The organism is Turicibacter sp. KK003 (assembly GCF_037014675.1).
GTDB classification, from domain to species: domain Bacteria; phylum Bacillota_I; class Bacilli_A; order MOL361; family Turicibacteraceae; genus Turicibacter; species Turicibacter faecis.
On record NZ_CP142738.1, the window covers coordinates 1,096,281 to 1,109,916 of the forward strand.

Annotated in this window: 12 protein-coding genes; 10 read left to right on the top strand and 2 right to left on the bottom strand. The window is 37.0% G+C overall.

The window, feature by feature from the left end; genetic code table 11:
- Positions 1-6: 6 nt before the first annotated feature.
- Together VXM77_RS05515 and VXM77_RS05520 are read left to right on the top strand one after the other, a co-directional pair.
- Positions 7-921: an RluA family pseudouridine synthase gene (locus VXM77_RS05515; RefSeq protein ID WP_161831723.1), complete on the top strand. Its 915-nt coding sequence runs from the start codon at positions 7-9 to the stop codon at positions 919-921.
- Positions 922-938: 17 nt separating this feature from the next.
- Positions 939-2,216, top strand: a complete 1,278-nt coding sequence (locus VXM77_RS05520; RefSeq protein WP_161831724.1) for a rhomboid family intramembrane serine protease — start codon at positions 939-941, stop codon at positions 2,214-2,216.
- Positions 2,217-2,241: 25 nt separating this feature from the next.
- On the opposite strand, the gene rnhC is transcribed toward VXM77_RS05520, so the two are convergent.
- Positions 2,242-3,153 carry a ribonuclease HIII gene (rnhC, locus tag VXM77_RS05525; protein ID WP_161831725.1) on the bottom strand — a complete coding sequence of 304 codons (912 nt, stop codon included), beginning with the start codon at positions 3,151-3,153 and terminating at the stop codon, positions 2,242-2,244.
- A 255-nt stretch (positions 3,154-3,408) separates the two neighbouring features.
- Between rnhC and VXM77_RS05530 the strand changes: the two genes are divergently transcribed.
- A complete protein-coding gene (locus VXM77_RS05530) occupies positions 3,409-5,754 on the top strand; it encodes an endonuclease MutS2 (RefSeq protein WP_161831726.1) in 2,346 nt (781 codons plus the stop codon).
- A 68-nt stretch (positions 5,755-5,822) separates the two neighbouring features.
- Here VXM77_RS05530 and VXM77_RS05535 read toward each other — a convergent pair whose 3' ends face one another.
- Positions 5,823-6,263, bottom strand: a complete 441-nt coding sequence (locus VXM77_RS05535; protein ID WP_161831727.1) for a GNAT family N-acetyltransferase — start codon at positions 6,261-6,263, stop codon at positions 5,823-5,825.
- A 299-nt stretch (positions 6,264-6,562) separates the two neighbouring features.
- Between VXM77_RS05535 and trxA the strand changes: the two genes are divergently transcribed.
- The 7 genes from trxA to VXM77_RS05570 all read left to right on the top strand — a co-directional run bounded on the left by trxA (position 6,563) and on the right by VXM77_RS05570 (position 13,607).
- Entirely contained in the window at positions 6,563-6,877 is a 315-nt protein-coding gene (trxA, locus tag VXM77_RS05540; RefSeq protein ID WP_161831728.1) for a thioredoxin, read from the top strand.
- Between the two features lie 181 nt (positions 6,878-7,058).
- Positions 7,059-8,090 (top strand): heat-inducible transcriptional repressor HrcA, encoded by a 1,032-nt coding sequence (gene hrcA / locus VXM77_RS05545; RefSeq protein ID WP_262950416.1) that lies wholly within the window; start codon positions 7,059-7,061, stop codon positions 8,088-8,090.
- Between the two features lie 12 nt (positions 8,091-8,102).
- The gene (grpE, locus tag VXM77_RS05550) at positions 8,103-8,660 is read left to right on the top strand and encodes a nucleotide exchange factor GrpE (protein ID WP_161831729.1); all 558 of its coding nucleotides are present in this window, start codon (positions 8,103-8,105) and stop codon (positions 8,658-8,660) included.
- Positions 8,661-8,685: 25 nt separating this feature from the next.
- Positions 8,686-10,494, top strand: coding sequence for a molecular chaperone DnaK (gene dnaK / locus VXM77_RS05555; RefSeq protein WP_161831730.1), 1,809 nt, complete (start codon positions 8,686-8,688; stop codon positions 10,492-10,494).
- Between the two features lie 86 nt (positions 10,495-10,580).
- On the top strand, positions 10,581-11,723 hold the full coding sequence (gene dnaJ / locus VXM77_RS05560; protein ID WP_161831731.1) for a molecular chaperone DnaJ: 1,143 nt from the start codon (positions 10,581-10,583) through the stop codon (positions 11,721-11,723).
- Between the two features lie 171 nt (positions 11,724-11,894).
- Positions 11,895-12,827, top strand: coding sequence for a 50S ribosomal protein L11 methyltransferase (gene prmA, locus VXM77_RS05565; protein WP_161831732.1), 933 nt, complete (start codon positions 11,895-11,897; stop codon positions 12,825-12,827).
- Positions 12,828-12,860: 33 nt separating this feature from the next.
- Positions 12,861-13,607 carry a 16S rRNA (uracil(1498)-N(3))-methyltransferase gene (locus tag VXM77_RS05570; protein ID WP_262950414.1) on the top strand — a complete coding sequence of 249 codons (747 nt, stop codon included), beginning with the start codon at positions 12,861-12,863 and terminating at the stop codon, positions 13,605-13,607.
- Positions 13,608-13,636 lie beyond the last annotated feature (29 nt).

Sequence of the window (13,636 nt, forward strand, 5' to 3'; positions counted from 1 at the left end):
CAATTTATGGACCAAGAATTAGTAATCGTACCAGAGGAGTTAGTAGGTGTTCGACTAGATAAAGTATTAAGTGAATTATTTAGCGATTTATCCCGCTCGTATATTCAACAATTAATTAAGGATAAAAAAGTCCTGATCAATGAAAAAGTGGAAAAAGCAAACTATAAATGCCGTTTGAATGATCAAATCCATCTAACTATTCCCGAACCAGAAGCGTTGGATGTTGTTCCAGAAGACATGGATTTAGATATTGTCTATGAAGACGACTATGTAATGGTAGTGAACAAACCATCAGGTATGGTTGTTCATCCTGCTCCAGGAAGTATGAGTGGAACACTTGTAAATGGATTAATGGCTCAAGCAAAAAATTTATCAGGAATAAATGGGGTTTTACGTCCAGGAATTGTGCATCGTATTGATAAAGATACATCAGGTTTACTCATGGTGGCAAAAAATGACCTTGCGCATGAATCGCTTGTTAATCAGTTAGTGGAAAAAACAGTAACTCGTCGGTATATTGCCCTTGTTCATGGCGAAATTCCTCATGATAATGGGACGGTTGATGCCCCGATTGGCCGAGATCCAAAGGATCGAAAAAAAATGACGGTAATCGAAGGTGGAAAGCATGCAGTTACTCACTTTAAAGTGTTACGTCGCTTCAAAAATTTTACCTTAATTGAATGCCGTTTAGAGACTGGACGCACGCATCAAATCCGTGTTCATATGAAATATATCGGTTATCCTTTAGCTGGAGATCCACAATACGGACCACGTAAAACAATTAGTAGTGAATGGGGTCAATTTTTACACGCAGCAGTTTTAGGTTTTGATCATCCTAAAACCGGAAAGTACTTAGAGTTTTCGGCTGAACTGCCTTCCTATTTTGAAGAAGCTCTTGAGAGCCTTGAAAAATTAGGATAGGTACGGGTGATGATGAGATGACAAATCGAGGTGTGATGAAAGAAATTCGGATAGAAATTCAAAGTGAATTAGCGATGAACATCGTCCATTATTTAATGTCAGAGGAAGGTTATGTGTATGTTGGAAATGAGCGAGATGTTTGGTTAGAAAATTTATCGCATCCAACGGTACAACTCATTTATCTTAATCAGCGGAGTATGTTTAATGAAGAACAAACAACACAACTTTTTAAACAGGTGCATGTGATACGTGCTCGCCTTCGTCGTCGTTATTTAATGGGACGATTAAATGTTCTTATTCTTAATATTAATCCTACACGCCCCCATTTATTAAATGATGATCGCCATTATTTAAAGGTAATTGATATTAATGAAGCGAGTGACTTTAAAAAAAATGTCGAGTTGCAGCAACTTTTTTCTCATTTGCAATCTGCTGAGCTTGAGCAACCCATGGCACAGGTTATGGCTCAGATGCATGAGTCGACAAAAGAGAAGGCACTTCATGTCAAGAACATGTTAATGTTTCAATCACGGGCAATCGTCACGTATACATTTTTAATCGTTTTAACAGCGGTCTTCCTTTTTTTACATCTTCAACCGATAAAGGAATGGCTCGTTCCAATTGCTATTAATTATGGGGCAAAATATAATCCGCTCATATTATCGGGGGATTATTATCGGTTATTAACGCCATCCTTTTTACATTTTGATTTAATGCATCTTCTATTTAACGTGGTATTTATTTATCAATTTGGACGGATGGTAGAGCACGTTTTTGGGTGGTGGCGAATGATTATATTAATGATTGGCTCCGCTATTTTTGGTAATTTGTGTAGTTATGCCTTTGTAGAAGGGTTATCTATTGGTGCCTCTACCGTTGCCTATGGGTTATTAGGAGCGATTTTATTTTTAGGGCTAGAACAGCGAAAAATATTTATGCACTTTGTTCGCACATTAGTGTTTCCTATTTTAATCTTTTCAATTTTTTGGATCATAATTGAGCCGGGTATTGATGTTTATGGACACTTAGGAGGTTTTTTAGGAGGCTTTTTAATCGCAAGTATTTTAGGTGTGCCCAAACAGTCGTATTATATCTCACGTACATTTTTAGCTGGAGCAACCTTACTTATTTTAATCACGGGGCTTTTTAACCGTGGGGCCTATTTAACAAGTCAAACAGATTATAGTACTTATAACCGTAGTGTTATGGCCTATTATTATCAAACCCACCAAATAGAAAAGTTAGAAGTGTTTAAACAGCGTTTAAAACTTGATCCAAATGAATGGGTTCAATAAAAAAAGTTCGCATCGCGAACTTTTTTTATTTTATAATTTTTTTTGTGTTAGCAAAGTGCCATTTTGTTAGGTCCTTAAACTGTTGCGTATTGAGTTGTTGGATAAGTCGACGTCCTGCTACATCAACTGGATCTCCAGCACCTTTAGGTAACTCAAAGTTTAATTTTTTACTCATAATGGACATATATTTGACAAATGAGGCGCGTGCTAAAATAGATGCTGCTGCTACGGCTATATGAACAGATTCACCTTTTTGTATAAAATACAGGTGATCTTTAATGATAGGAGATTGTTTAGGCAGTTGGGTTAAGTATTCAAAATACTTTCTTTCATTAACAAATTCATCCATAATTAAATACTCTGGGTAGGGGTTAAGCGAAGCGGTAAGTTTCAGTAAAGCTTGATTGTGTAAAAAAGCTTTAATTGAATTTGCATTCATTCCCCGGTCTATCATCTCGTTATATTTTTGATTAGGTAGAATAAGAACCTGGTGTTTAATATAGGGTTCGATTTGTTTGGCAAGGTGCAAAATTTCGCTATCTTTTAATGCTTTAGAATCTTTAACTCCCATGTCTTGAAGTTTTTTTATTTGATCCTGCGGGACGTAGGCACAACAAACGACTAATGGTCCAAAATAATCGCCTGTGCCAACTTCATCGCATCCGACGGCACTCATTGTTGCGATTTGTTCGGGAAGTTGTGAGTGTGATATCGTTGTTTTAGGAGTTGATTGAGCAGAAGATCCCCATTGTTTAGCTTCTACTTCAGGTGATTTTCCTTGAAAAACTACTTTTTTACTTAGATAGGCTGTAATTGTACAGTTTGCCGTTTTTGCTTGGAATAGTGTATGGTTAGGAATTTTAACGATATGTTTGCTATAATGCAGGTACATTTTTTCTAATTTTTCTTGAGAAACAGTTAATGTAATAGTGGCCATAGTCTTTCCTGCCTTTCTTCAGTGTCTAGTATGATTTTAACAGAAAAAGGAGATGTTTCCTATGAAAATATAATCTTTTTCCGTAAGGGACGCAGGGCCGGGAATAAAAATTTCAATGAAGTGAAATAATAAAAGAGATTATATATTTTTAATGAGTGGATGTCATCAATAGACATGGCTAGGTTTTTAGGTAAATTTGTGATAAAATAACATCGATAATATATTTGCATTTTTTAGGCAGTTGGAGTGAGATGAATGAAACAAGCCATTCAAATATTAGAATTTCATAAAATTAAACAGACAGTTGAATCATTATGTGCGTCATCACTAGGATTAAAGCGGGTAGCTTTATTAATGCCCTCTACAGATGAGAAGCAGGTAGAGTATACGTTAAATCAATCAGATGAAGCATTAAAGATTATTTTAGCATTGGGTGAGGCTCCGCTCGGGGGTGTAAGTGATATTACGGAACCGATTAAACGAGCTAAAATTTCGGCGTTACTGAGTGCAAACGAACTTTTAAGTATTAGCCGACTATTATATGCCGTTTCTCAACTTAAGGCGTTTTCGGATCGGTTAACAGATATAAAAGTTGAGGCCCCAATTTTTATGTCACAGGTAGACAGTCTAGTCTCACTAAATCGTTTGCAATCAGCCATTAATGATTGTATTGATGAAACGGGATCCGTTTTAGATAGCGCCTCACCTGAGCTGCGTACCATCCGACGAGCGATTCAAGCAACGGAAAGTCGAATTAAAGAGAAGTTAAATCAGGTTGTGGCTGAACGTCGAAATAAATTAACCGATGGAATTGTAACGATTCGAAATGAGCGATACGTTGTTCCCGTGCGTGCGGAAGCTAAAAATACATTTGGTGGAACCGTACATGATCAGTCGTCTTCGGGAAATACGTATTTTATTGAACCAAAAGAAGTGGTGGATTTAAATAATAAGTTACAAGAATACCATGTGGAAGAACGTCGCGAAATTGAGCGTATTTTAAGGGCATTAACAGAAGAGGTTAAAAAGTTTGTGGACGAATTATCTGTTAATGTCGACGTTTTAAGTGAAATTGACTTTATGTTTGCTAAGGGGAAATATGCCCGCCTTATTCACGGAATACGTCCAAAGATGAACCAAAAGGGGATTATACGTCTTGTCGGGGCAAGACACCCGTTGATTGATGCGCGTACAGTGGTCGCAAATGACATTGAAATTGGTGATGAATACACAACAATTGTGATTACCGGTCCTAATACCGGAGGAAAAACGGTCACATTAAAAACGGTAGGTTTACTGACGTTGATGGCGCAGTCTGGACTTTTGATTCCTGCGCATGCTTCTTCACAGTTAGCTATTTTTGACCATGTTTTTGCTGATATTGGTGATGAACAAAGTATCGAACAGAGTTTATCAACCTTTTCTTCTCATATGACTAATATTGTTCGTATTATGGAGCGCTTGACGGTGAATAGCTTAATTCTTTTTGACGAATTAGGAGCGGGAACAGATCCGAAAGAGGGGGCCTCGCTAGCCATTTCTATTTTAGACTATGTAAAGGTCAGAGGAGCAAGGACTATTGCAACGTCCCATTATCCTGAGTTGAAGGCTTATGCTTATGAATGTGATGATGTAATTAATGCTTCTGTTGAATTTGATATTGAAACTTTATCACCTACCTATCGTCTGTTAGTTGGCGTTCCGGGACGTTCAAATGCCTTTGAGATTTCCAAACGTCTTGGCTTAAAAGAGGCAATTTTAGAGGCAGCTCGTACGCGAGTTGAAACAACTAAGACAGAGTTAACGGATTTAATTACTAAGTTAGAGGATCGAGGATTAGAACTTGATCGAGAAATTCAAGGTCTTCAACAGCAAAATCAGGAAGTTGAACAAATGCGCTTAGACTATGAGCGAAAAATTGCTAAATTTGAGGCGGAGCGAGAAAAATTATTAGAGCAAATAAAAAAAGAGGCATTTGAAAATATTCGCCAGGCTAAGGAAGAGGCAGAACAAATTGTCGCTGATTTACGCCAAGCCAAAAAGGCGGCAGACTTGACGATAAAGGATCATGAATTAACAGAGAAGTTAACTGCTTTAAAGGCCTCAGAGGCAAAGCAAGCCGAGCAGTTTAAACGTAAGGCCCGTAACAAGGCTCCATTGAAGCCGGGAGATGAAGTTATGGTACTTTCACTCAATCGTCAAGGGGAATTAATTGAACAAACTAAAAATGGAGAATGGATGGTTCAGCTTGGCATGATGAAGGTAAATATTAAGGCGGATGACCTAGAGTATTTACGTAAATCTGTAAAGAAAAAGGATACGGCTAAAGGTAAAATGATTCATAAGCGTCGAACAGACATAGGGATTCAACTTGACTTACGAGGTGAACGTTATGAAGACGCCATGTTACGTTTAGATAAATATATGGATGAAGTATTGTTAGCGGGATATCAAACGGTGACAATTATCCATGGGCACGGAACAGGGGCTCTCCGTCAAGGTGTTCATAAATATTTAAAACAAAATAAACATGTGGCCTCATTCAGATTTGGTGGTGCTGGTGAAGGTGGAACTGGTGCGACGGTTGTCGAGTTAAAGTAAAAATGAAAAGCTGACTTCAACCCATTGTTGAAGTCAGCTTTTTGAATAAGATCGAGAGAAAATCGGGATTAGAGTTGCTTAGAGAGAAGTAACAACTTTTTATCTTCCTCATATTTATTTTTGTGATAAAAGAGTTCAGCAGTACTGTTTCTAGCTGTACATAAGTAAAGTTCTTTAACATCATTTTGAATCAGTTTTTCCTCAAAGGTTTTTAAAATAAGTGTTCCAATTCCTTTCCCCTGTAAAGAGTTTTTAATGCAAAATTCTCGTAGATAAAAATTAATATGATGATCGTACTGTTCCATACAACCTAAAATTAAGCCGCATAGCTCCCCATCAAAAAAAGCTTTCAAACCGTAAAAGGATTCCACATGAATCATTTGAGATAATCTTTTTTCGGCGGTCTCCGTCGTCCATTGCTCATTCCATGGACTACTATTAAATGTCTCAATAAAGAGTTGGGCTAATTCCTTAATATCTTGGGGTGTTATTTCGGTAAATGTCAACATACGTATTCCTCCTTTTACTTATTAAAATTATTATAAAAACCGCTGAGGAATCTTGTCAAGTATAGAAGAAAATGATAAGTATTTGAGGGTGAGGAACCATTGCCTGTATCTTAAATTAAAGAATTAAAGAGAAGGCGAAGCAATATCAATCTAAAGCTGTAGGATTTACATTTCATCTAATGAATGAGGATAGATTTAAAATATTGTGAGATAATAGGAAAGAAAGTGCAAGGTATTTGTAATTTCATGGGAATATGTTATACTTAATTTTAGAAAGAAAGATAAGAGGAGGAATATAGATGTCAGTTATTCATGCGACAGAAGAGTCATTTGCAAATGAAATTGCAGATGGATTAGTATTAGTTGATTTTTATGCCGATTGGTGTGGGCCTTGTAAAATGATCGCTCCTGTTTTAGACGAATTAGCACAGGAAGTTGAAAAAACAGCGAAGGTTGTAAAAGTTAACGTTGATCATTGTAAAGAAGTGGCAGCAGAATATCAAGTCATGTCAATTCCAACATTAATTTTGTTTAAAGATGGTCAAGCTATTCAACAAACGGTAGGTTTCCAACCAAAAGCTTCATTATTATCATTAATTGAAACAAATAAATAATAAAAAAGAAAAAAGAGGATATACTGAAGAAGTAGCCTCTTTTTTTATGTTTAAACAGAGGGGATAGGGTAAAAGAATAAAATGAAATAGAAAATAAAAAAATTAGCACTTAATTGTTGACAGTGCTAATAGGAAGATATATAATTGTATTAGCACTTGATGATGAGGAGTGCTAAAAGAGGTGTTTACATTGCTAACAGAACGGCAGATATTAGTTTTAAAGGCAATTGTAGAAGAGTTCATACAGACTGCACAACCTGTTGGTTCTAGGGTCCTTTCTAAAAAGGAGGATTTGAATTTCTCCGCGGCTACTATCCGTAATGATATGGCTGATTTAGAGGATTTAGGATTTATTGAAAAAACTCATACATCAAGTGGACGTGTTCCTAGTCAAAAGGGTTATCGTTATTATGTAGATTTTATCATCAATCAAGAACCAATAGAAACGACACCAGAGGTAGGAATATTTAAACAATTGTTAGAACAAAAACAATTTGAGCGCGAAACCACAATTAAAGAAGCGGTGCGTCTCCTATCAAGCTTAACAAATTATACGTCTATTTTACTTGGTCCCTCTAGGGATTACAGTCGGGTGAAAAAAATTCAGTTTGTTCCAATTTCTGCACGCCAAGCGGTATTTGTTTTAATTACGGATCAAGGGCATGTTGAAAGCCGAACAGTTACATTACCTGAAGATATGGACATTGCACGAATGGAGACTATTATTAAGGCGCTCGATGAATTATTAGTCGGTGAATACATCGGTCGGGTTCAAGAAAAATTGACTGAGAGTTTTGAAAATCAACTGCATGATTTCATTTCTTATAAGGAAGAGATTATGTATGCCATGTTACAACTTTTGACTCAGTCATTAAATCAACATAACTATATTTTAAGTGGAAAATCAAATATACTGAAGCAACCCGAATTTAACGATTTAGATAAAGCTTATCATTTATTTAATATGATAGAAGCCGACGAAATTGTTAAAGTGATAGAGGCCGATGAAGATAGCCACCAATTAACGGTCAAAATTGGACAGGAAAATGAGATTAAGGCGATGGAGGATTGTACACTCATTACAGTTCCTTATCAAATTAATGATTATGAATTTGGTAAGATTGCCGTTTTGGGACCCACTCGAATGGAATATCGCAAGATTATTCCTCTGTTAGAACAGGTCGCTCGCATTATGTCTGATTTATATAAATAGGAGGTGGGACGATTGAATAAGGAAGCCCAATCAGTTGAGGAATTAGACGAAACAACTATCGAAGAAAATGAATCAACGTGTTGTCAAGAAAATGAAGAGACAACAGAAGTTGTTGAAGAAGTTTCGGAAACAGAAAGTTTAAAGCAACAAATTGAAGATTTAAAAGATCAATTATTAAGAAATGCTGCTGAGCTTGAAAACTTTAAACGTCGAATGAATGAAGAACGTACACGTGAAATGAAGTATCGTTCCCAATCAATCGTAACAAGCATTATTCCAGCGATTGATAACTTTGAGCGCGCTTTAGCGACAACCGTTGAAGATGAAAGTACAAAAACATTTTTAACAGGCTTTAAGATGATTCACGCTCAACTTGTAGAGGCGTTAAAACAAGAAGGCGTTGAAGTCATCGAAGCAGAAGGTGTGGCTTTCGATCCAACTGTTCACCAAGCGGTGATGCAGGAGTCTGTTGAAGGTGTAGCTTCAGGTATTGTTTTACAAGAGTTACAAAAAGGATATAAGTTAAAAGATCGCGTGATTCGCCCGTCGATGGTGAAAGTAAGCGAATAAAAATAGATTAGGAGGATGAATCTCTATGGGTAAAATTATTGGTATCGATTTAGGAACAACAAATTCATGTGTCTCTGTAATGGAAGGTGGAGAAGCTAAGGTTATTGCGAATCCAGAAGGTTCTCGTACAACACCATCTGTTGTTTCATTTAAAGGTGACGAACGTCAAGTAGGTGACGTAGCAAAACGTCAAGCAATTACAAATCCAAATACAATCATGTCTATCAAACGTCATATGGGTACAAATCATAAAGTGACAATTGAAGGTAAAGAATATACACCACAAGAAATCTCAGCGATTATTTTACAAAACTTAAAAGCAACGGCTGAGGCATATTTAGGAGAGCCAGTAACGGAAGCGGTTATTACTGTACCAGCTTATTTTAACGATGCTGAACGTCAAGCGACAAAAGATGCTGGACGTATTGCTGGTTTAGATGTAAAACGTATTATTAATGAACCAACAGCTGCTGCGTTAGCTTATGGATTAGATAAAACAGATAAAGAGCAAATTATCTTAGTTTACGATTTAGGTGGAGGAACATTTGACGTTTCTATCTTAGACTTAGCAGATGGAACATTCGAAGTTTTAGCAACGGCTGGTGATAATCGTTTAGGTGGAGATGATTTCGACCAAGTAATCATTGATTGGTTAGTTAAAGAATTTAAATCTGAAACAGGTGTTGATTTATCAGCGGATAAAATGGCGATGCAACGTTTAAAAGATGCGGCTGAAAAAGCTAAAAAAGACTTATCAGGTGTAACATCTGTTCAAATTTCATTACCTTTCATTTCTATGAATGCGACAGGACCATTACACTTAGAAAAAACATTATCTCGTGCGCAATTTGATGCAATGACTGCTCCATTAGTTGAACGTACAATGGGACCAGTTCGCCAAGCATTAAAAGATGCAAAAATGACAGCAAATGATTTAGATCAAGTATTATTAGTAGGTGGATCAACTCGTATTCCTGCAGTTCAAGCGGCAATTAAAAATGAATTAGGAAAAGAACCAAATAAAGGGGTAAATCCTGATGAAGTTGTTGCAATGGGAGCTGCAATCCAAGGTGGAGTCTTACAAGGGGACGTTAAAGACATCTTATTATTAGACGTAACTCCATTATCTTTAGGTATTGAAACAATGGGACAAGTTATGACTGTCTTAATTCCACGTAACACAACAATTCCAACTTCAAAATCACAAGTTTTCTCAACGGCTGCTGATAACCAACCAGCTGTAGATATTCACGTTTTACAAGGTGAACGTCCAATGGCAAGCGATAATAAAACATTAGGACGCTTCCAATTAGGTGATATCCCTGCGGCACCTCGCGGAATTCCTCAAATTGAAGTAACATTTGATATTGATGCAAATGGTATCGTTAATGTTAAAGCGAAAGATTTAGGAACACAAAAAGAACAACGTATTACTATTACTTCGGGATCAGGATTAACAGACGAGGAAATCGATCGTATGGTTCGTGAAGCAGAAGAAAATGCGGATGCGGATGCAAAACGTAAAGAGCAAGCTGAAATTCGTAATGAAGCTGAGCAATTAATTTTTGCTGCACAAAAATCAGTTAGCGAATTAGGTGACGAAGTAACGGCTGAAGAAAAAGCTAATGTTGAATCAGGTGTTGAAGCATTACAAAAAGCATTAAGCGAAGGTAATGTGGATGAAATTAAAACGAAAAAAGAAGAACTTGAAAAAGTTGCTCAAGAATTAGCAGTTCGCGTGTATTCTAAAGCAGCAGAAGCTGCAGGGGCTGCACAAGGTGAAGGAAATTCAGGCGATGATTCAGTTGTAGACGCTGAATACAAAGAAGTATAATAAAAAAGTGAAAAGTCAAAGTCTACTATGACTTTGACTTTTTTTATGATATAGTTAGGAAAGTAGAAGAAGAGGAGGGTAAAGACGTGGCAAAACGTGATTATTATGAAATCCTTGGGGTTTCAAAAACGGCAAGTGATATCGAAATTAAACGTGCATATCGTAAATTGGCAAAACAATACCATCCGGACGTTTCGAAAGAGGAAAATGCGGAAGAAAAATTTAAAGAAGTACAGGAAGCCTATGATGTTTTAAGTGACGAACAAAAACGTGCGGCTTATGATCAATTTGGACACGCTGGAGCTGAAGGATTCGGTGGAGCCGGTGGCTTCGGAGGATTTGGCGGATTCGGTGGAGCCGGAGGCTTCGAGGATATCGGGGATATTTTTGAAAGTATGTTTGGAGGAGGCTTCGGAGGATTTGGTGGCGGAGCCGGCCGCCGAAATCCGAATGCTCCACAACGAGGAAATGATTTACAACAATCGATTACTATTTCTTTTGAAGAGGCAGCCTTTGGTGCAACAAAAGAAATTTCAGTGACACGTGAAGAAGAGTGTACAAAATGTGGTGGAAGTGGTGCTCGCTCAAAAGATGATATTGAAACATGTACAAGATGTAACGGTAGCGGACGTGTAACAGAAGTCCAAAATACTATTTTAGGACGAGTTCAAACACAAAGTGTTTGTCCGGATTGTCACGGAGATGGTAAGAAAATTAAACACCGTTGTGATGCTTGTCACGGACGTGGAACAGTCAATAAAACAAAAACAATTGAGGTTAAGGTTCCTGCGGGAATTGATGATGGACAACAAATTCGCCTAAGTGGTCAAGGAGAGGCAGGTAGAAATGGTGGTCCAAGCGGAGATTTATATGTTGCATTCCGTGTTTTACCACATGACTTCTTTGTCAGAGATGGCTATGACCTTCGATGTGAAATTCCAATTTCATTCTCTCAAGCAGCCCTAGGTGCCGAGGTTGAAGTACCAACCTTAAACGGTAAGGTCGCGTTGAAAATTCCAGAAGGAACACAACCAGGAACAGAATTTAGGGTACGTAATAAGGGAATTAAATACATTAACCGTGAGATGACAGGTGATCTTTACGTTAAAGTAAAACTTGTTGTTCCAAAGAAATTAAATCATCGTCAAAGAGAACTATTGAATGAATTTGATCAGTTAGAGGATAAAACAGGGTCAATTTGGGATCGATTAAAAAAAGCTTTTAAATAAGTGAAGGGGTTGTGAGATAATGATCTTGCAACCTCTTTTTTAAGCGATGAATGACAAAATTTTATGTTTAGATTATTTTATGATATAATAAAAAAATATAAAAAGTGGCTAGAATGTTATAAAATGATTGTAAGTGATACTAGCTCAATAATTTGAAATAGAGGTGAAGTAATGAACTGGTTGGAATTAAGTTTTCATACGAGTCATGAATCTTACGATTTAGTCAGCAATATTTTTATTGAAGCTGGTTCAAAAGGGGTTCTAGTTGAGGACTCTCATACATTAACAGAGGCGCATGAAGATCAATTTGGTGAGATTTATCGTCTTAATCCCGATGATTATCCGAAAGAAGGGGTTGTTATAAAGGGATATCTTGCCGTAACTCCTGATATCGAGCATCAATTAGAATATGTAAGGACGCAATTATTAAATTTAAATGAATCGCAACAACTCCTTCAAATTCGTCAGTTAGATGAGGAGGACTGGGCCAATAGTTGGAAAAAACATTATCAACCTATCGAAATTACGGAGCGTTTAGTGATTAAACCGTCATGGTTAGAACCAACAACTGATCCTAATGTAGTTGAAATTATGTTAGATCCAGGTATGGCTTTTGGTTCTGGAACCCACGAAACTACACAGCTTTGTTTAGAGTTAATTGAAGAGTATGTTGATCAAAATCAAGTGGTCGTAGATGTTGGAACCGGATCAGGAATTTTGGCGATTGCAGCTTCTAAATTAGGTGCAAAATCAGTGTATGCGGTGGATTTGGATGCGATGGCTGTTATTCGAGCGAAAGAAAATGTTGCATTAAATCACTGTCAAAATATATGTGTTGAAAAAAATAATTTAATTGATGGTGTAAATGCACTAGATGAAAAACCGACGCTTATGGTGGCTAATATCTTAGCGCCAATTATCATTGGAATGTTAGCTGATGTCAAAAAAGTTTTACCATCTAATCGTCCTTTTATTTGTTCGGGAATCGTTGAACATGAGAAGGAATTGGTGGTTGAAGCATTAAATCATCATCAATTTAAGATTTGTCAAATTAAAGAAAAAAATGGTTGGATAGCGATTGTGGCTATGCCTCAATCAGCCTAAAATTATAAAAAATTAGCTGTTGGAGGATGTAAGATGCAACGTTATTTTTTGAAAAATCATCAATTTCATGATCAAATGGCGGTTATTACAGGCGATGATGCGCACCACATTTCTAGAGTTATGAGAATGGGGTTATCAGATCAAGTTATTATTTGTAATGAGGACAAAGTCTGTTATTTATCGACAATAGAGCAAATGGATGGACAAGAAATTAAAGTTAAATTAGACTCAAAGGTAGCATCGGAAACAGAATTACCCATTGATGTTACTATTGCTCAGGGGTTGCCAAAAGGTGATAAGTTTGAATGGGTTATCCAAAAGGCTACCGAGTGTGGTGCTTTTGCGTTTATTCCTCTGATCATGGATCGCTCAGTGGTGAAATTGGATGAGAAAAAGTCACTGAAGAGACTAGAGCGTTGGAATAAAATTGCGAAAGAAGCGGCCGAACAATCGCACCGACAGATGGTGCCTGAAGTATTTCCTCTTCATTCATTAAAACAATTAATTGCGAAAGCCTCGGAGTATGATGTTTGTCTGTTTGCCTATGAAGAAATTGCTAAACAGGGACGTTTATCGCAATTAAAACAGTCATTAACCGAAATTTCACCAGGTGAAAAAATGTTAGTCATTATAGGGCCAGAAGGTGGAATTAGTGAAAGCGAAGAGCGATTGCTCATTGAGTCCGGATTTAAACCTTGTGCATTAGGAGCACGTATCTTAAGGACTGAAACAGCTCCTATCTATGTGATGAGTGCTATCTCTTATGCATTAGAACTTTAATTAACAACAAGAGAAGAGAAAGGATTGAT